This window comes from Bradyrhizobium sp. WBOS08, from assembly GCF_024585125.1.
GTDB classification, from domain to species: Bacteria; Pseudomonadota; Alphaproteobacteria; order Rhizobiales; family Xanthobacteraceae; genus Bradyrhizobium; species Bradyrhizobium japonicum_B.
The window spans coordinates 1,278,714-1,296,852 of record NZ_CP028988.1 but is presented as its reverse complement, the minus strand read 5'-3'; the positions used below and the strand labels follow the sequence as shown (position 1 = coordinate 1,296,852).

Sequence of the window (18,139 nt, the reverse complement as noted above, 5' to 3'; positions counted from 1 at the left end):
GGGTAAGGCAGGGCGCTATTCAGGGCACTTTGGGACGTTCGACGCAGCTCGCAATTGGCGAGAAATCCCGGTGGTCCTGGCTATGTCGAGGCGCCGAACAGCCGGCGCAGTGCCGGCAGCCACTCGCCGGTCATCGTGAACTCGAGCCCGAGTCGGGCTCCGCAGGCGATCGCCAGCAGGGTGATCGGCGCCGAGACGGCGAGGGTCGAGAACGCGGTCAACCCTTGCCCGATCGTGCATCCCATCGACATGACGCCCCCGATGCCCATCAGGAGCGCGCCGGTCATGTGACGCTTCAATTCGCGCGCGTCGTCGCAGGCCTCCCAACGGAAGCCGCGCGCGAGCATCGCCGCGGCGAATGAGCCTGCCACGACGCCGACAACGGATCCGATGCCAAAATTCAGCCGCGCCCCGGAGAAGGTCGCGATGTAGAGGATGGTGTCGCCGAGCGGCGCGACGAAGCTGAGCGAGGAGACTCGGACGGGATCGAATTCGTCATCGGCAAGCCAGCCGGTCGCGAACCAGCCGAATGCGATCGCGGCGCCGACGGCAAGGCCGGAGGCCAGCAGTCGGGGCGATCGCAGCAGCCTGCCGTCGGCGAGGGCCCAGACGGCGAGCGCCGTGGCGATCGACACGACGAGCAGCGCGCGCATCGCGCCGCCCGCGCCGAGAAGCGAGGTCAGCGTCTGGTCGCCGCCCCCGGAGAGCCGCAGCGACAACGGCTCGATCAGCATCACGCGCAGCATGCCCGTGATGCCGCGCATGGTTGCGAGCGCCGAGAGGCCGAGCACGAGAAAGACCACGATGGCGCGCAGATCTCCGCCGCCGACGCGGACCAACGTGCCGAAGCCGCAGGTGCCGACCAGCGCCATGCCGATGCCGAACATCAGCCCGCCCAGAATCGCACCGCCAAGCCCGATCGACGGCGTCAGGTAGATCGACCTCGACAGATCGACGATGCCGAGCTCGGCCAGCGCCTGGGTCGCCAGCAGCGCCACCGCCGCAGCCAACGCGAAGGATTTCAGCCGGCGCAGATCCGACCCGAAGAACGCATCCTCGAGCATCGCCAGGGTGCAAAATCGTCCCGCGCGACCCGCGACACCGAGCATGGCGCCGGCTGCAAGCCCGCATGCAAACGCTATGGTCGACGGGTTCAGCATTCCTCCCGGAGATGTTTGTTGTCCTTCCAGGCAGCTTGCGCCGGAAGGTTGCGGAAAGCCAGCGCGGATAATTACCGGCGCCGCCGGCGCACCGGCTCGCAGAACACGTCGTAGACGGCGGTCAGTATCTTGCGGACGTCCTCGCTGGCGAGGCTGTAATAGATGGTCTTGCCGTCGCGGCGGGTGGTGACCAGACGGTCGAGCCGCAGCCGCGCGAGCTGCTGGGATACCGTCGATTGCCGCTCGCCGAGGAATTGCTCGAGCTCGGTCACCGACTTCTCGCCCTCGGCGAGGATGCAGAGCAGCAGCAAGCGGGATTCATGCGACAGCGCCTTGAGCATGTCGCTCGCCTCGCGCGCCTTCTCGATCATCTGCTCGAGTTCGGCGGATCCCTCGATCTCCTTCAGCTTTGGCAACGGCATCGCGTCAAGTTCCTCATGGCATCTCTGGTCACGACCTGCCCGGCATCGATCCCGAAACCGTCAGGATGCGGTTCAGCAGGCCGAAGAAGAAGGTATCCCCCGGATAGCCGCGAATGCGGCCGATCTCCCGGCCCTCTTTTACCACGACGAAGGTCGGCGTGAAGGCACCCGGATCGATTCCGGAGAGATCGGCCGGCAGGGGACGGCCGAGATCGACGCGGCGCAGCGGCGCGGCCTGGCTTTCCTCGGTCTTGCCTTAGATCGGCGCGATCTCGGAATCAAAGCGCGCACACCAGACGCAACCGGCCCGCTCGAACATGACCAGCTCGGCCGCGCGGGACCCCGTCGCCGGCAGGGCGAGCGTGATCGCGGCCAGGAGCAATGCCAGGAGAAATGCGACGTGTCGGCTCATCCCGCGCCATGACCTCCGGACTTCGGCCCTCTGGACTTCCTTGGCTCTTTATATCATTAAATTCGCATATGTAATAGGTGGGAGGCAATGACCTTGGATGTCACGCTTGGGGCGGCCTTTGTCGCTGGCCTGTTGTCGTTTCTGTCACCCTGCATCCTGCCGCTGGTCCCGCCGTTCCTGTGCTACATGGCCGGTGTTTCGGTCTCCGATCTGTCCGATGGGCAGCCCGCATTGCGGCCGCGCATCCTCGTTTCTGCATTGGCCTTCGTGGCCGGCTTCTCGCTGGTCTTCGTGGCGCTGGGCTCGACCGCCTCGATTGTGGGGCGCTTCATCTCCGCCCATATCTCGACGCTCGGCATCGTCGCGGGCGCCCTGATCGTCTTGATGGGTTTGCACTTTCTCGGCGTGCTCAGGATCCCGCTGCTGTATCGCAGCGCGACGCTGCAGGTCGAGAACCGGCCTGCCGGTGTTGCGGGCGCCTTCGTCATGGGTCTGGCGTTCGCGTTCGGCTGGACACCTTGTGCAGGTCCCATCCTCGCGGCCGTCCTGTTCATGGCGGGGTCCGAGGACACCACGGCGAGGGGGGCTCTGCTGCTGCTGTCCTATTCGGCAGGGACCGGCATTCCCTTCCTGATCGCTGCCGCTTTCACCGGTCGCTTCGTCGCCGCGCTCGGCCGTGCCCGCCGGCACCTGGCCCTGGTGGAGAAGACGATGGGCGCCTTTCTGGTGGCGACCGGATTGATGTTCCTGACCGGCTTGATGCCCGCCGTCTCGGAATGGCTGCTGCAGCATTTCCCTGCATTGACCAGCATCGGTTGACCAGCACGGTTTCAGCCGAAGCGGAAATCGAGCAGCTGCGCGTAAGATTGCAGCTCGATCAGGTAGCGATGGACCAGCGGCCCGTCGCCGGCCATCGCCGCACGGGAGATCTCGGTGCTGCTGGCGATCGCACCGTCGATCAGCCGACGGAACTCGCTTGTTTCAGCAACGTCCGCCCGGGCCCAATCGTTGCAGCGTTGCAGACGGTCGCGCAACGCGCTTGCGCTGGCGATGGTATCCTCGGCCTGTGCCGGGGCAGGGTGCTCGGTATAGTGCGTGGCCGCAACCCGCAGTCTGTCCATCGCGGGTGCGATCTCGAAGACGCAATCGGCAAGATCGTAGAGGCCGGATCGACGCCTGAGGTCGTGGAACGACCGGCGGAGCAGGAGCAGCTCTCGTCCGGCGGCGACAACGTCTCCGCCATCGAGCGCGCGCGCGACCGCGCCAAGCCGTTCGCCGCCGCGGCCGAGAAATTCCGTCAGCGCGGCAGGCGTGTAAGCGGGGCTGGGAGAGGGCGCATTTGTCGCGAGCTGCTTCCAGGTCGCTGTGGCCTCTTCGATCTCCATCTGAGCCAGCGCAATGTTTCCGGTCCGCGCATAGCTCGCGGCGCTGCGCAGATTGGCCCCGATCGGCTGCATGGCCGCTGCGAAGTCTTTCGCGCGGTCGCCCTCGGCGCCAAGCGCGAGCGCTCCGGAGGCCAGCCACGTCAACAGCACGATGATGCAGCGCAAGATGGGAAACCCTTGTTACATTCGAGTATTCGAATACTATAATAGACCTGCTTCGACCCGCAATGTTGTCCAAGGTTGAAATTCCCGATGCATCTCCTCAGGCCGACGCGGCGAGATCTTCTGGCACTGGCTCCGGGGGCGGCGATTGCCGCAAGCTGCCGCGTGGCCGTGGCCGAACCCGCGCTGGGAGATGACGGGCTCTATCACGAGCCCTGGTTTCTGCAGAGCTTTCTCGATCTGCGCGAGGATCTCGATAGTTCAGCCGCCAGCGGCAAGCGCCTCGCCATCATGTGGGAGCTGCGCGGTTGTCCCTATTGCCGCGAAACGCATCTGGTGAATTTCGCCGATGCCGGCATTGCGAATTACATCCGCGACAATTTCGAGGTTCTCCAGCTCAATCTGATCGGATCCCGCAAGGTGACGGATTTCGACCGTCAGGAGCTGTCCGAGAAGGACCTTGCCCAGAAATACGCGATCAGGTTCACCCCGACGTTCCAGTTCTTTCCGCCAACATCCAGCGGCATCGAGAAGCGGGAGCCGATGGCGCGAGAAGTCGCGCGGGCGCCCGGCTATCTGAAGCCGCCGCATTTCCTCGCGATGTTTCGTTTCGTGCGGGAGCGCGCCTATGAGCGCGGCTCGTTCAAAGACTTCCTCGCCACAAGCGGCTAGTCCGACGCCGCGCGCAAATATGTCTTGACGCCGTCAAAGACATGATCATATCATAATAAATGAATGTGATGGATCGTTGGATTCGTCATGAACGAGGCGGGCGTCACCTCGCCATCCCTGGGGTAGGAAACATGCGGCGCTTGCTTGCGGCTGCGTTTGCTTGGTGTCTCACGATCGGAAGCGCCTGTGCGCAGGAGCCGATCAAACTCGACGTCGTCGATGATTCTCTGCCGAAATCACTGACCGGCGCGCCCGGCGACGCCGCCGCCGGCAAGAAGGTTTTCCTGACGCGCACGCTCGGCAATTGCCTGGCCTGCCATCAGGTCACCAGCCTGAAATCCCAGGAATTCCATGGCGAGTTCGGCCCGTCGCTCGACGGTGTCGCCGGCCGCTACAGCGAGGCGCAATTGCGCCTCATCATCGCCGACCCCAAGCGCATTTTCACCGGCACGGTTATGCCCGCGTTCTTCAAGAACGATGGGCTCAGCCGGGTGCGGCCGGAGTTCGTCGGCAAGTCCATTCTGACGGCCGCGCAGGTCGAGGACGTCATCGCTTTTCTCAAGACGCTGAACTGACGGCGAGGAGGATCAGGAATGAAAGCCATCAATCGACGGCAGGCATTTGCGCTGGGGGGCGGCTTCGTCATGCTGACCCTGATGCCCATGGCAGCCGATGCCGAGGTCTCGAACGACGCGGCGAAGTGGATCGAGAAGTTCACCGGCGGCAAGCAGCCGGCCAAGGGCAAGATTTCGCTCGATCTGCCGGAAATCGCGGAGAACGGCAACACTGTGCCGCTGTCGATCAACATCGAGAGCCCGATGACCGCGGACTCCCACGTCAAGGACGTTCTGATCATCGCGGACGGCAACCCGAATGCGGGCGTGGCGACGCTGTCGTTCACGCCGCTGTCGGGCAAGGCGGAAGCCTCGATCCGGATCCGGCTCGCGTCCACGCAGAACGTGGTTGCGATCGCGAAGATGAGCGACGGTTCGCTGTTCACGGAGCAGAAGACCGTCAAGGTCACCATCGGCGGCTGCGGCGGCTAAGGGCTCAGGAGAAGACAGATGGCAGAAAAACCGCGCATCAAGCTTCCGAAGGAAGCCGCCAAGGGTGAGATCATCCAGATCAAGACCCTGGTTTCGCACGTGATGGAATCGGGCCAGCGCAAGGATGCGCAGGGCAAGCCCATTCCGCGCAGGATCATCAACAGGTTCGCCTGCGAGTTCAACGGCAAGCCGGTGTTCGGCTGTGCGCTGGAGCCGGCGATCTCGGCCAACCCCTACATCCAGTTCGACGCCAGGATCGACGAGGCCGGCACGTTCAAGTTTTCCTGGACGGACGACGACGGCACGGTGATCACGGCCGAAGAGAAGATCGCGCTCAAGGCATGATGCGCATCGCGCATTGAGGGAGGCTCGAATGGCGCCACGATACACAGGGTTGGCCGCTGCGATCGTGGCCGCTGCATCGGTTGCAACGCTCGCTTCCGCGGAGGAGGCCGAGCGCAAGGGCATCGCGGCGCCGCCCGGCCACGTCTTCAAGACCATCATTTCCGGCTACGAGTTCCGCAGCAAGGAGACCCGTGCGCTGCAGGACGACGATCTGGAAAATCCGGGGTTCCTCGCTGTGGAGCGCGCGGCGGAGGCCTGGAAGAAGGTCGAGGGCAGCGAGGGCAAGTCGTGCATGAGCTGCCACGGCGAGGCCGCGACCAGCATGAAGGGCGTCGGCGCCGCCATGCCGAAATGGGACGACAAGCTGAAGAAGCCGGTCAATCTCGAGCAGCGCATCAACATCTGCCGCAGCGAGCAGATGAAGGCGGAGCCCTGGAAATTCAAATCCCGGGAGCTGACCGACATGACCGCCTTCGTGCGCTACCAGTCGCACGGCATGAAGGTCGCGGTGAAGACCGACGGGCCGATGTCGCCCTGGTTCGAGCGCGGCAAGCAGATCTATTACACGCGCTACGGCCAGCTCGATCTGGCCTGCGAGTCCTGCCACGAGCGCAACAACGGCAAGTTCATGCGCGCCGATTTCCTGAGCCAGGGCCAGACCAACGGCTTTCCGACCTATCGGCTGCGCGACCAGCGTCTGGTGCCGCTGCATGAGCGTTTCGAAGGCTGCATGTTCGACGTCCGCGCCGAGCCGTTCAAGCCGCTCTCGGACGAGTTCCTCGCGCTCGAGCTCTATGTGGCCTGGCGCGGCATCGGGTTGCCGGTCGAGACGCCGTCGGTGCGCAACTGAAACGATGAACTTGCAGGAGTCTTGCGCATGATCTCTCGCCGCGAGTTCATTCAGGTCGCCGCGGCAACGGCGGCCCTCTCGAGCGGTGTCGGCTCCGGTCTGACCCGGGCGGTCGCGCAGCAGCGCCTGACCGAGAAGGAATTGCTGGCATTCGAGCCGCTCGGCAATGTCACGCTGGTGCACGTGACCGATATCCACGGCCAGCTGATGCCGCTCTATTTCCGCGAGCCCTCGACCAATCTCGGAGTGGGCGAGGCCAAGGGCCTTCCGCCACACGTCACGGGCAAGGAGTTCTTGACGCGCTTCGGGATCGCGCCCGGCTCGTCGGCGGCCTACGCCCTGACGTCAGAGGATTTCGAGGCACTGGCCAAGAGCTATGGCCGGATCGGCGGCCTCGATCGCGCCGCGACCGTGATCAAGTCGATCCGCGCCGAGCGCGGCGACAAGGTCGCGCTGCTCGACGGCGGCGACACCTGGCAGGGCTCGTGGTCGTCGCTGAAGACGCGCGGCCAGGACATGATTGACTGCATGGCGCTGCTGAAACCAGATGCCATGACCGGCCATTGGGAGTTCACCTACGGCACCGAGCGGGTCAAGCAGGCCATCGACGGCCTCGGCTTCCCGTTCCTCGGCCTCAATATCCGCGACACCGAATGGAACGAGGCCGCGTTCGAGGCCTCGACCATGATCGAGCGCGGCGGCGTCAAGATCGCGGTGCTGGGCCAGGCCTTCCCTTATACGCCGGTCGCCAATCCGCGCTGGATGATTCCGACCTGGTCGTTCGGCGTGCGCGAGGAGGACGTGCAGGCGCAGGTCGACAAGGCGCGCAAGGGCGGCGCACAACTCGTCGTGCTGCTCTCCCACAACGGCTTCGACGTCGACCGCAAGCTCGCGAGCCGTGTCAAGGGCATCGACGTCATCCTGACCGGACATACCCATGACGCGCTGCCCGAGGCCGTCAAGGTCGGCAAGACCCTGCTGATCGCGTCGGGCTCGTCCGGAAAGTTCGTCTCGCGGCTCGATCTCGACGTCCGCGACGGCGAGGTGAAAGCTTACAGGTACAAGCTCATTCCGCTGTTCTCCGACGTGATCGCGGCGGACGCCGAGATGGCGGCCAGGATCGCCGAGGTGCGTAAGCCGTTCGCGTCCGATCTCGCCAAGGTGCTCGGCAGGACCGACTCGCTGCTCTACCGGCGCGGCAATTTCAACGGCACGTTCGACGATCTGATCTGCCAGGCGCTGCTGCAGGAGCGCGACGCCGAGATCGCGCTGTCGCCCGGCTTCCGCTGGGGGACCAGCGTGCTGCCGGGGCAGGACATCACCTTCGAGGACGTCACCAACGCAACCGCGATCACCTATCCCGCGGTCTACCGCATGGGCATGACCGGCGCGCGGCTGAAGGAGATCATCGAGGATGTCGCCGACAATCTCTTCAACGTCGATCCCTACTACCAGCAGGGCGGCGACATGGTGCGGATCGGCGGACTGTCCTATGCCATAGACGTCGCCAAGCCGCAGGGGCAGCGCATCTCGGACATGCAGATGGTCAAGACCGGCGCACCGATCGATCCCGCCAGGGAATACCAGGTCGCGGGCTGGGCCAGCGTTAACGAAGGAACCGAAGGGCCGCGGATCTGGGACGTCGTCGCGAACTACCTGACGCGACAGAAAACCGTTCGGCTCGAACCCAACCGGGCCGTCAAAGTTACCGGAGCGTGAGAAGCGATGTCGAAGATGGACAGTTCCCGGCAATCCCGACGCAACTTCCTGGCCGCTGGGGCCGGTGTTGCCGCATCGGTGCTCGCCAAGCCCGCTCTTGCGGGCGGCGGCAATCCCGCCAATCAGCCGCCCAACGTGCCGGAATGGACCAGATCGCTGGGCGAGGGCGTCGCCGTGCGTCCGTATGGCAAGCCGTCGAAATTCGAGAAGGACGTGGTGCGGCGCGACGTCGAATGGCTGACCGCCTCGCGCGAGTCCTCGGTGAGCTTCACGCCGCTGCACGAGCTCGAAGGCATCATCACCCCGAACGGGCTCTGCTTCGAGCGGCACCACGGCGGTATTGCCGAGGTCGATCCGGCTGATCATCGCCTGATGATCCACGGACTCGTGGAGCGTCCATTGATCCTCACGCTGGAGGAGCTGAAGCGCTATCCGCGCGTCAATCGCATCCACTTCATGGAATGCGCGGCGAATTCCGGCATGGAATGGCGCGGCGCCCAGCTCAATGGCTGCCAGTTCACCCACGGCATGATCCACTGCGTGCAGTACACCGGCGTGTCGCTGCGTACGCTGCTGGAGGAAGCCGGCGTCAAGACCAACGGAAAGTGGCTGCTGGTCGAGGGCGCCGATGCCGCCGCGATGGACCGCAGCCTGCCGATCGAGAAGGCCCTCGACGACTGCATCATCGCCTACAAGATGAACGGCGAGGCGCTCTATCCCGAGCAGGGCTATCCGATGCGCCTCGTGGTGCCGGGTTGGCAGGGCAATCTCTGGGTCAAGTGGCTGCGCCGCATCAAGGTCGGTGACCAGCCCTGGCATACCCGCGAGGAGACGTCGAAATACACGGACCTGATGCCGAACGGCAAGGCGCGCCGTTTCACCTGGTCGATGGATGCGAAGTCCGTGATCACGAGCCCGAGCCCGCAGGCGCCGATCAGGCACGGCAAGGGCTTTACCATCGTCTCGGGGCTTGCCTGGAGCGGCAACGGCAAGGTCAAGCGCGTGGACGTGTCGCTCGACGGCGGCCGCAATTGGTGGCCGGCGCGGCTCGACGGGCCCGTGCTCGACAAGGCATTGACGCGCTTCTACTACGAATTCGACTGGAACGGCGAGCCGTTGCTGCTGCAATCGCGCGTGCAGGACGAAACCGGATACGTGCAGCCGAGCAAGGCCGAGCTGCGCAAGATCCGCGGCGTCAACTCCATCTATCACAACAATGGCATCCAGACCTGGCATGTGCAGGCCAATGGTGAGGTCGAGAATGTCGAAGTCGCTTAAGCTCATCACGGCCGCGCTGCTCGCCTGCGCGCTGAGCACGCCGGCGCTCGCGCAGCAAAAGGCGGATGCCAAGGGCGGGCCGCGCTATCACATCGGCCGCGCGCCGACCGCAGACGAGATCCGCGGCTGGGACATCGACGTGCGGCCCGACGGCCAGGGCCTGCCGGAAGGCAAGGGCACCGCCGCCCAGGGCGAGAAGCTGTTCATGGACAATTGCGCGAGCTGCCACGGCGAGTTCGGCGAGGGCAGCGGCCGCTGGCCTGTGCTGGCCGGCGGGAAGGGCTCGCTCACGAGCGACAATCCGGTCAAGACGGTGGGCTCCTACTGGCCCTACGCATCCACCGTGTTCGACTACGTCAGGCACGCCATGCCCTATGGCAACACGGGGTCGCTGTCCGTCGACGAATATTATGCGCTGGTCGCCTACGTCCTCTATCTGAACGACGTGGTCACCGATCAGAATCTCGAGCTGAACAAGAAGACCCTTGCCACGATCAAGATGCCGAACGAGCAGGGCTTCGTGATGGACGATCGCGCCAGCAGCGAGAAGTCGTTCTGGCAGAAGGACCCCTGCATGAAGAACTGCATCGCCCCGGTGAAGATCACCGGGCGCGCTGCCGCCATCGACGTGACGCCCGAGGACGGCAAGGAGAAGAAGTCGCGGGGCGAGGAGTGAGACACGGCCGGGCGAGCCGCCGCACGCTGCTGCATGCGGCTCTCGCTGCCGGCTCGCTCATCGCAATCTTTCCGGCCGCGGCCGAGGCCGCTGAGCCTCACAGGCTCGCGCTGCAGATCAGCGACGACGACCCGGCCAAGATGCGCGCCGTCCTCGATGTCGCCGCCAACGTCTCGCGGCATTATTCCGGACAGGGCGAGGACGTCGAGATCGCAGTGGTCGCCTTCAATGGCGGCCTCGACATGCTGCTCGAGGATCGTTCGCCGGTGAGGGAGCGCCTGTTGAACTTCCTGAAATCGATGCCCAATGTGAGCTTCATCGCCTGCGGCAACACGCTGGAGACGCTGGCGGCGAAGGAGGGCAGGCGGCCTCCGCTGCTCGAAGGCGTCAGCGTCGCCCAGGTCGGGGTTGCCGCGCTGATGGATCTTGCCGAAAAGAACTGGACGATTGTCCGGCCGTGAGGAGAGCCGACGATGCGATGGTTGATGGGACTGACGGTCTTGCTCGCGCTCGCTGGCCCGGCGAGCGCTGCCGAGCAGGAACTCGAACTGTCGGTCGCAGGTCGCACGACGCTCGCAACGCTGCGCACACCAGCCTCGATGGGGCCGGATACACCGCTCGTCGTGATGACCCACGGCACGCTTGCGCACAAGGACATGGAGGTCGTTCAAGGTATTGCCAAGGCGCTGGAGCAGCGCGGCATCGCCTCGCTCGCGCATACGCTGTCGCTGGGAGCCGATCGCCGCAAGGGCATGTATGATTGCGCGGTGCGACATGATTATGTCGCCGAGGATGCGATCGCCGAGATCGGCGCCTGGGTTGCGCGGGCAAGAGGCGTGTCCCGGCTCGCCTTCGCGTTCGGGCATTCGCGCGGCGGCAACCAGGTCGCGCGCTATCTCGCGGCAAGCGAGACGCCAGTGGCGGGTGCGGTGCTGCTGGCGCCCGTGACCGCAAAGGCGGAGGCCGATTTGCGCGCCGCCTACGCGAAGACCTACGGCAAGCCGCTCGCGCCGTTGCTGGAGGGGGCGACGAAGGCGGTCGCGGCCGGGCGCGGCGGGGAGTGGCTGGATGTGCCCGGGTTCATCTATTGCCGCAACGCCGTGGTCAGCGCGCGGGCCTTCGCGTCTTTCTATGCCGCCGATGCCGGCCAGGACACGGCCGCCCTCGTGACCCGCGCGAAGCTGCCGGTGCTGGTGCTCGCCGCGACCAAGGACACGGTCGTGCCTGATGTGGCCGCGTCCTTCGCCCCACTGGCCGCTTCGAGCGGCGGCAGGGTTCAGCTCGACACAATCGAGGATGCCGATCATTTCTTCCGCGACCTGTTCGCGGAAGACGTCGCCGATCGCATCGCCGAGTTCATCAAGCAGACACGATAGGAGGGAGGCTATGCAGCGTCGATCCATGCTTCGCGCCGGCCTTGCCGGACTATTCGGCATCTTCGCGGTGCGCCAGGCGTCCGCGGCGACGGAAACGCCCGCGCGGCAGCGCGTGGTCTATCATCTCGCCGATGCCGATCGTGTCGTCTTCGTTCTGGGCAATCTCCAGAACCATGTCGACGGCGTCGGTGGGCCCGGCAAGGCCGACATCAGGCTGGTCGTACATGGGCCGGCGCTGCGGGCCTTCCACGCGCTTGCGGCCCAGGATCACACCGTTGCGATGATGACGAAGCTCGTCGCTGCCGGCGTCGGCTTCGACGCTTGCGCCAACACGATGAAGGCGCAGGGCGTCAAGCTGGACGACCTCACGCCCGGCTTCGTCGTCGCCGAGAAGGGCGGCGTGGTGCGGCTTGCGGAGCTGCAACAGCAGGGATTTGCCTATCTGCGTCCCTGAGCGGGCGTGGGCTGCGCCCTGGGCTTGATCTCGCTCATACAGAGCGGCCGCACCTCGCGATAGATTGGCATGTTCAGGGCATTCCGAGGCGGCCGTGCTGACGACACTCATCGATCTCATGGGAGAGGACCGGCTGTCATGGCTGGGCGGCCTCCTGGTCGGCGGTCTCTTTGGATTCTTCGCCCAGCGCAGCCGCTTCTGCCTGCGCGCGGCCGCCGTCGAATTCTCCCGTGGCGAGGGTGGGCCGCGCCTTGCGGTGTGGCTGTTGACCTTTGCCGCCGCGCTGCTGGGCACGCAAGGCTTGGTCGCGCTGGGCTGGCTCGACGTCTCCGAGGCGCGCCAGCTCGCGCAGCAGGGCAGCATCTCCGGTGCGTTGGCCGGCGGGGTGATGTTCGGCTGCGGCATGATCCTGGCTCGCGGCTGCGCCAGCCGGCTGCTCGTGCTCTCGGCCAACGGCAATCTCAGGGCGCTGCTGTCGGGCCTGGTGTTCGCGGTCACCGCTCAGGCGTCCTATCGCGGCTTGCTGTCGCCCGCGCGCGAGTGGGTGACCAATCTGTGGCTGGTCGACGGCGGCCCGTCGCGCGACATCATGGCGATGTTCGGCGCAGGCACGCCCGAGAAGCTCGCCTTCGGCAGCGTGTGGCTGATTGCGGGCCTGTCCTTCGCCTTTCGCAGCCGGCTGTCGCGCCGGCTGATCCTTGCCGCGCTCGCAGCCGGAGCGGCCGTCGTCGCCGGCTGGCTCTTCACCTACCAGCTGTCGCAGGCCTCGTTCGCGCCGGTGACGTTGAAGAGCCTCACCTTCAGCGGACCGTCGGCCGAACTGCTGATGCTGGTCCTGAACAGCTCGCAGCTGCGGCTCGGCTTCGACCTCGGCATCATTCCAGGCGTGTTCCTCGGCTCGTTCGCCGCGGCAGCGTATACGGGTGAGCTGAAGCTGGAAGGATTCTCGGACGGGCTCGGCATGCGCCGTTACCTGCTCGGCGCGGTGCTGATGGGATTCGGCGCCATGCTCGCCGGCGGCTGCGCGGTCGGCGCCGGCGTGACCGGCGCCTCGGTCTTCGCGCTCACCGCCTGGCTCGTGCTCGGCGGCATGTGGCTGGGGGCGGGGCTCACGGATTTGATCGTCGACCGCGCCGGCATGCCGCAAGCCCGACCCGCGGCGGGCTCGCCGGCGCCGGGCACCTGAGTTACTGCATAGGGGATGGGCGCGTCCGAGTTACAAGGGGACGGAATCATGACCTCGCAGGTAATGGAAGGGCCGGCACCTGCATGCTAGATTTTCGGTCATGAACGCACATGCATCCACGGCACGTACCGAGCGCAGCCAACCAGTCCATATCGGCGACCATTTGCGCGAATGGCGGCAGCGCCGCCGCATGAGCCAGCTCGATCTCGCGGGCGAGGCCGAAATCTCGGCGCGTCACCTGAGCTTCGTCGAGACCGGCCGCGCGGCGCCCTCGCGCGACATGGTGCTGAGGCTCGCCGAACGCCTCGACGTGCCCTTGCGCGAACGCAACGTGCTGCTGGTCGCGGCCGGCTATGCGCCGGCCTTCCAGCAGCGGCCCCTGGAGGATCCTGCCTTGAAATCAGCCCGCCAGGCGATCGATCTCGTGCTCAAAGCCCATGAGCCCAATCCGGCGCTGGCCGTGGACCGGCACTGGAACCTGGTGTCGGCCAACTGCATGGTGGCGCCGCTGCTCGACGGCATTCCCCAGCGGCTACTCGGCCAGCCCTTGAACGTGCTGCGGCTCGCCTTCCATCCCGAGGCGCTGGCACCGCGCACGGTCAACCTCGCGGAATGGTGCGGGCACCTCCTGGAGCGGCTGCACCGGCAATGCGAGGCGACCGCGGACCCCGAGCTGATAAAGCTCTATAGCGACCTCAAGAGCTATCCGATCCCGGCGCGCGCGGGGCCGCTGTCGAGCGACAATGTCGCGATCCCCTTCAAGCTGCGCCACCAGGGCGAGATCCTGAGCTTCTTCTCCACCACCATGGTGTTCGGCACGCCGGTCGACATCACGCTGTCGGAGCTGGCGCTGGAAACCTTCTTCCCGGCGGACGAGCGCACCGCCGAACGGCTGAAGCAGATGGCGGCCGGGCTGTCATAGCGGCGTTTACAGACGGTAGCCGCCCCTGGCCGCGAGTATCCCGGCGGGCCGGAGCCATCCCGCAGAGGTGCAGTCCCGAGCCATGCGGGATCGGTGCCTTGCGCCTCCTCCAGTTCGGCTTATCTTCCGGCGAACCCGTGACCCGCCCGAAGGAGGCGCCTGACATGAGCACGCTGAAACCGCTCCAGATCGACGTCGTTTCCGACGTGGTGTGCCCCTGGTGCTATATCGGCAAGCACCGGATCGAGAGCGCGCTGGCGCTGGTGCCCGACGTCCCGGTCAAGCTCAATTTCCGCCCCTTCTTCCTCAATCCCTGGGTGCCGCGCGAGGGCATCAGCCGCGAGGCCTATCTCACCCAGAAGTTCGGCTCGGTCGAAGCCTACAAGGGCATTGCCGGGCGCGTCGTTGCGGCCGCAAGCGAGGAGGGCCTCGTCTACAAGCCCGAGCTGGTCGCGCGTCAACCCAACACCACCGACTGCCATCGTCTCATCCTGTGGGCAGAGGCGATCGGCAAGGCGCCCGAGATGAAGCAGCGCCTGATGGAGCTGTATTTCCGCGACGGCGGCGATCTCACCGACGTGAACGTGCTGGTGCAGGCGGCCGCCGATATCGGCCTCGATGCCGAGGACGTGCGCAGGCGCCTCGCCACCGACGAGGACGTCGCGCGCGTCTCGGCGGACGCCCAGGAGGCCGCCGAGAAGGGCATCTCCGGCGTGCCGACCTACGTCTTCGCGCAGAAATACGCGGTCTCCGGCGCGCAGGATCCGAACCTGCTCGCCCGCGCCATCCGCCAGGTCTCGGCGGAGATCAACGCGCAGGCGGCGGAATAGTGTTCCGAGGTTGAATATGTCGGCAGCTTGGGCGACTATCCGGAATACGAGGTCGTCATGAAGATCAAGATCGTTGTGCACGAAGCTGAAGAGGGGGGCTTTTGGGCCGAGGTCCCGGCGATTCCTGGGTGTGCCACTGAAGGCGACACCATGGATGAGCTCATGGCCAATCTTCGCGATGCGATCGAGGGGTGCCTCTCCGTCGAGGTCGCAGCGCCGGAGCCAGGCGGCATCGAGCGGATTTTTGAATTGCCTGTATGAAGTCTGTCTCCGGCCGGGAGCTCGCGCGAATTGTTGAGCGCCATGGCTGGAGTTTACTTCGAGTCAGCGGAAGCCACCACATCTATGGCAAGGCGGATAGTATCGTGCGTCTTTCCATACCGATCCACGGCAGCAAGCCGTTAAAGACCGGGCTGCTGCGTCATCTCATGAAGATGGCGGATCTTTCGGACGCAGATCTGTAGCTCGCCGCTTCCGGATCAAGTGAACGACACGCCGGGCGGCTTCGTGCATGAAGCCATGCGCCACCAGTGCTCCGTGAATGAGCGCGACGACCGGATCATACCGCCGCAGCGGGATCAGCACGTCGCCGACCGCGAAACGTCCCCGCCAGATTGGGTTGATCATGGGATGGTCGGCGCTCGCGGTGGAATCGGCGCTGGCGATGGCGGGATCGGCGCAGAGATGACGGGTGAGCTCGAGCGTGAGCTGCACGCCCGGCGAATATCTGGCAAAGCGCTCGTCGATGCCGAGCTTGAAGAAGAAGGCGCGATCCTGGTGGCGCAGCACGATGCCGGCCGCGACCGGCATCGTGCCGGCGCGAAGCGTGATGATCTCGCATTGCGCGGTCTCCGCCAGCGCCGGCACGGCGCGGCGAATGAAGGCCGCATCGCCGGCATGCTGGACCAGCGCGGTGCCGCGCTTGCCTTTCCAGCCGCTGGCTTCGAGCTGCAGGAACGTCTCGAGCGCCGGCGCGATCTCGTCGGGCCGGCGTGCGACCTCGAACGTAACGGGGCCGTGCTCTTCGAGGCGATGGCGCAGGCGGCGCAGCTCCTTGAGCTTCTTCGCTCCGAGCGCGTCGCGCAACAGTGTTTCGTCGTCCTGCGTCGCATCGAGGCTGGCGCGGAGATAGGAGGACAGGATGCGCGGCTTCAGGCCGTCGCGGCTCGAAGCTTGCTCGAGCGCCTGCATCGCGGCGCCATCGAGCGCGACGTCGTTCAGCACGAGCGCGTGCGCACCGGCCTTGCGCGCCTGCTGCAACAGCTGCGTGGCTGCCGCGATCGGAGCGTCGCGATCGATCAGCGGGCTGCACAACGTGCCGTAGGGATGCGCGCTCACCAGCGCGGGTAGGGGGATTCTCCAGGCTCGCCACAACGAGATCACGGGCATCAGGCCGATCAGCCGCGTCGAAGAGCCGTCGAATGCAGGCAATGCCGAGGCGTTGGTGCGGCTCCGCGCGGTGGCGCTGACGGCGAGCTCCCAGGCGGGCAGGTAATATCCGTTCGGCTCGACCGTTCGCTGCGCCAGTGCGCGCCATTGACCGGCGTCGATCGCAACGAGCGGGACGCGCGCCGCCATGGCATCCTTTGCGGATGCCGGATGAATCGCCGCCTGCTGCGCGATGTCGACCACGTCCCCTCGTCCCGTTCACGCGGGCAAGTGCCGCGTCACGGGGCCATGCTTAGCGCAAAGATTGGAAAATACCGTTGGCGCGCCGTTTCAATTCGAACGGTAATGTTAACGTCTCATTGAGCATCCGTTGCCGGATGCTCAATGAAGACCCTACTTGTCGCCCGGCAAGAAATGGTCGCGGGCGCTTGCCCGGCCGCCGCCGGCGGTATCGGTGATGGTGACCTCGAGGTCGCGCGAGGTCTTCGGCAGGTCGGCGGGCCCGACCTGCACCGACAGCCGGACCTCGCGGGTCTGGTCCTGCCCGACCTCGACGACGGGCTTGGCGCCGGGAGCGGCCTCGATGCCGGCAACGCGAATGGTCGCGCCGGGCAGCCCGGAGACCTCGATTGCAAACGATCGCTGTGCGCCCTTGTTGAGAATGCGCACAGTGTAGTCGTTGCGGACCCCGCCATCCGACAGCTGGACGAACAGCGGATTGCGCTCGTGCAGCACGTTGACGTCCATGGTCGCGCGCGTGGCGAGCGTGTACAGCATGATGCTGCCGACAATGGCGATCGCTGCGGTGTAGATTACCGTGCGCGGACGGACGATGCGATAGATCGGCGGCTTGCCCTCGCGCCGGCGCTGCATGTTGATGTCGGTGTCGTAGCCGATCAGCCCTTGCGGACGTCCGATCTCGCGCATGACGTTGTCGCAGGCGTCGATGCACAGGCCGCACTGGATGCAGCCGAGCTGGATGCCGTGTCGGATGTCGACGCCGGTCGGGCAGACATTGATGCACTGGTGGCAGTCGACGCAGTCGCCGGCGGGGCCACCCTGCGCACGGGCAGCTTCCGCCTTCTTCACCGACATGCGCGGCTCGCCGCGGTCGCGTCGATAGGTGACGTTGAGTGCCCATTCGTCGGTCAAGGCCGCCTGGATGCGCGGCCACGGGCACATGTAGATGCACATCTGCTCACGGGCATGGCCAGCGAAGACGTAGGTCGTCGCAGTCAGGATGCCGATCCAGAGATAGGCGATGAACGGGGCCTGGAAGGTCGCGAGCTCCTTCACCAGCGTCGGCGCATCGTCGAAATAGAGCACCCAGGCGCCGCCGGTCCACCAGGCGATCATGATCCAGAGGAAATGCTTCAGCGCGACCTTTCGGATGTGGTCGAACGTCCAGTAGTGCTTGTCGCCCTGCATGCGCTCGCGGCGGTCGCCCTCGACCCAGCGCTCGACGGCGTAGAACAGGTCGGTCCACACCGTCTGTGGGCAGAGATAGCCGCACCACAGCCGTCCCGCGACCGCGTTCATCAGGAAAAGCATCATTGCGGCGAGGATGAGCAGGCCGGTGAAATAATACACCTCCTGCGGCCACAGCTCGATGAAGAAGAAATAGAAGCGGCGATGCGGCAGATCGATCAGCACGGCCTGATCGGGCAGCCCGGGGCCTCTATTCCAGCGCACGAACGGCAGGAGATAGTAGACCCCGAGCGTGACGCAGAGGATCGCCCATTTGATGCGGCGGAACGGCCCATGGACCGACTGCGGATAGACCTTTCTTCGCTTCTCGTAGAGAGGCCCCTCGATGAAGGTGTCGTCGGTCATGGCAAATTCCCCCGCATGACAG

22 protein-coding genes and 1 pseudogene are annotated in these 18,139 nt (G+C 65.6%); 17 read left to right on the top strand and 6 right to left on the bottom strand.

Features of this window, described 5'->3' with window-relative positions; genetic code table 11:
* Nucleotides 1-80: 80 nt before the first annotated feature.
* The 3 genes and pseudogenes from DCM80_RS06365 to DCM80_RS06355 form a co-directional block, all read right to left on the bottom strand.
* Nucleotides 81-1,160: a YeeE/YedE family protein gene (locus DCM80_RS06365; RefSeq protein ID WP_257196217.1), complete on the bottom strand. Its 1,080-nt coding sequence runs from the start codon at nt 1,158-1,160 to the stop codon at nt 81-83.
* A 71-nt stretch (nt 1,161-1,231) separates the two neighbouring features.
* The gene (locus tag DCM80_RS06360; protein ID WP_028137430.1) at nt 1,232-1,582 is read right to left on the bottom strand and encodes a metalloregulator ArsR/SmtB family transcription factor; all 351 of its coding nucleotides are present in this window, start codon (nt 1,580-1,582) and stop codon (nt 1,232-1,234) included.
* Between the two features lie 28 nt (nt 1,583-1,610).
* A pseudogene (locus tag DCM80_RS06355) lies at nt 1,611-1,994 on the bottom strand (thioredoxin).
* An 87-nt stretch (nt 1,995-2,081) separates the two neighbouring features.
* Between DCM80_RS06355 and DCM80_RS06350 the strand changes: the two are divergent.
* Nucleotides 2,082-2,813, top strand: a complete 732-nt coding sequence (locus DCM80_RS06350; RefSeq protein WP_257196216.1) for a cytochrome c biogenesis CcdA family protein — start codon at nt 2,082-2,084, stop codon at nt 2,811-2,813.
* An 11-nt stretch (nt 2,814-2,824) separates the two neighbouring features.
* On the opposite strand, the gene DCM80_RS06345 is transcribed toward DCM80_RS06350, so the two are convergent.
* Nucleotides 2,825-3,544, bottom strand: a complete 720-nt coding sequence (locus tag DCM80_RS06345) for a hypothetical protein (RefSeq protein ID WP_257196215.1) — start codon at nt 3,542-3,544, stop codon at nt 2,825-2,827.
* A gap of 87 nt (nt 3,545-3,631) precedes the next feature.
* Here DCM80_RS06345 and DCM80_RS06340 point away from each other — a divergent pair, with 87 nt between their 5' ends.
* From DCM80_RS06340 to DCM80_RS06265, 16 genes are all read left to right on the top strand, one after another.
* Nucleotides 3,632-4,213, top strand: a complete 582-nt coding sequence (locus tag DCM80_RS06340) for a thioredoxin family protein (RefSeq protein ID WP_257196214.1) — start codon at nt 3,632-3,634, stop codon at nt 4,211-4,213.
* 131 nt (nt 4,214-4,344) lie between these two features.
* Nucleotides 4,345-4,788, top strand: a complete 444-nt coding sequence (soxX, locus tag DCM80_RS06335; RefSeq protein ID WP_257197881.1) for a sulfur oxidation c-type cytochrome SoxX — start codon at nt 4,345-4,347, stop codon at nt 4,786-4,788.
* Between the two features lie 18 nt (nt 4,789-4,806).
* A complete protein-coding gene (gene soxY / locus DCM80_RS06330) occupies nt 4,807-5,259 on the top strand; it encodes a thiosulfate oxidation carrier protein SoxY (RefSeq protein ID WP_257196213.1) in 453 nt (150 codons plus the stop codon).
* An 18-nt stretch (nt 5,260-5,277) separates the two neighbouring features.
* Nucleotides 5,278-5,604, top strand: a complete 327-nt coding sequence (gene soxZ / locus DCM80_RS06325; protein WP_257196212.1) for a thiosulfate oxidation carrier complex protein SoxZ — start codon at nt 5,278-5,280, stop codon at nt 5,602-5,604.
* 28 nt (nt 5,605-5,632) lie between these two features.
* Entirely contained in the window at nt 5,633-6,454 is an 822-nt protein-coding gene (gene soxA, locus DCM80_RS06320) for a sulfur oxidation c-type cytochrome SoxA (RefSeq protein ID WP_257196211.1), read from the top strand.
* 27 nt (nt 6,455-6,481) lie between these two features.
* Nucleotides 6,482-8,173 carry a thiosulfohydrolase SoxB gene (soxB, locus tag DCM80_RS06315; protein WP_257196210.1) on the top strand — a complete coding sequence of 564 codons (1,692 nt, stop codon included), beginning with the start codon at nt 6,482-6,484 and terminating at the stop codon, nt 8,171-8,173.
* Nucleotides 8,174-8,179: 6 nt separating this feature from the next.
* Complete coding sequence (soxC, locus tag DCM80_RS06310; RefSeq protein ID WP_257196209.1) at nt 8,180-9,451, top strand: sulfite dehydrogenase; 1,272 nt, start codon at nt 8,180-8,182, stop codon at nt 9,449-9,451.
* On the top strand, nt 9,435-10,127 hold the full coding sequence (locus DCM80_RS06305) for a c-type cytochrome (RefSeq protein WP_257196208.1): 693 nt from the start codon (nt 9,435-9,437) through the stop codon (nt 10,125-10,127). The genes soxC and DCM80_RS06305 overlap by 17 nt, the downstream gene beginning before the upstream one ends.
* Nucleotides 10,128-10,153: 26 nt before the next feature.
* Nucleotides 10,154-10,588 (top strand): hypothetical protein, encoded by a 435-nt coding sequence (locus tag DCM80_RS06300; RefSeq protein WP_373569408.1) that lies wholly within the window; start codon nt 10,154-10,156, stop codon nt 10,586-10,588.
* A gap of 12 nt (nt 10,589-10,600) precedes the next feature.
* A complete protein-coding gene (locus DCM80_RS06295) occupies nt 10,601-11,503 on the top strand; it encodes an alpha/beta hydrolase (protein ID WP_257196207.1) in 903 nt (300 codons plus the stop codon).
* A 10-nt stretch (nt 11,504-11,513) separates the two neighbouring features.
* Nucleotides 11,514-11,957, top strand: a complete 444-nt coding sequence (locus tag DCM80_RS06290; protein WP_257196206.1) for a DsrE family protein — start codon at nt 11,514-11,516, stop codon at nt 11,955-11,957.
* Nucleotides 11,958-12,051: 94 nt separating this feature from the next.
* Nucleotides 12,052-13,143 carry a YeeE/YedE family protein gene (locus DCM80_RS06285; protein ID WP_257196205.1) on the top strand — a complete coding sequence of 364 codons (1,092 nt, stop codon included), beginning with the start codon at nt 12,052-12,054 and terminating at the stop codon, nt 13,141-13,143.
* 100 nt (nt 13,144-13,243) lie between these two features.
* On the top strand, nt 13,244-14,065 hold the full coding sequence (locus tag DCM80_RS06280; protein WP_257196204.1) for a helix-turn-helix domain-containing protein: 822 nt from the start codon (nt 13,244-13,246) through the stop codon (nt 14,063-14,065).
* A 164-nt stretch (nt 14,066-14,229) separates the two neighbouring features.
* Nucleotides 14,230-14,895, top strand: a complete 666-nt coding sequence (locus tag DCM80_RS06275) for a DsbA family oxidoreductase (protein ID WP_257196203.1) — start codon at nt 14,230-14,232, stop codon at nt 14,893-14,895.
* A 57-nt stretch (nt 14,896-14,952) separates the two neighbouring features.
* On the top strand, nt 14,953-15,156 hold the full coding sequence (locus DCM80_RS06270; protein ID WP_257196202.1) for a type II toxin-antitoxin system HicB family antitoxin: 204 nt from the start codon (nt 14,953-14,955) through the stop codon (nt 15,154-15,156).
* Nucleotides 15,153-15,359, top strand: coding sequence for a type II toxin-antitoxin system HicA family toxin (locus tag DCM80_RS06265; protein WP_257196201.1), 207 nt, complete (start codon nt 15,153-15,155; stop codon nt 15,357-15,359). The genes DCM80_RS06270 and DCM80_RS06265 overlap by 4 nt, the downstream gene beginning before the upstream one ends.
* On the opposite strand, the gene DCM80_RS06260 is transcribed toward DCM80_RS06265, so the two are convergent.
* Both DCM80_RS06260 and ccoG read right to left on the bottom strand, forming a co-directional pair.
* Nucleotides 15,322-16,527 (bottom strand): GNAT family N-acetyltransferase, encoded by a 1,206-nt coding sequence (locus DCM80_RS06260; RefSeq protein ID WP_257196200.1) that lies wholly within the window; start codon nt 16,525-16,527, stop codon nt 15,322-15,324. The genes DCM80_RS06265 and DCM80_RS06260 overlap by 38 nt on opposite strands.
* Before the next feature lie 150 nt (nt 16,528-16,677).
* On the bottom strand, nt 16,678-18,117 hold the full coding sequence (ccoG, locus tag DCM80_RS06255; RefSeq protein ID WP_257196199.1) for a cytochrome c oxidase accessory protein CcoG: 1,440 nt from the start codon (nt 18,115-18,117) through the stop codon (nt 16,678-16,680).
* Nucleotides 18,118-18,139: the final 22 nt, after the last annotated feature.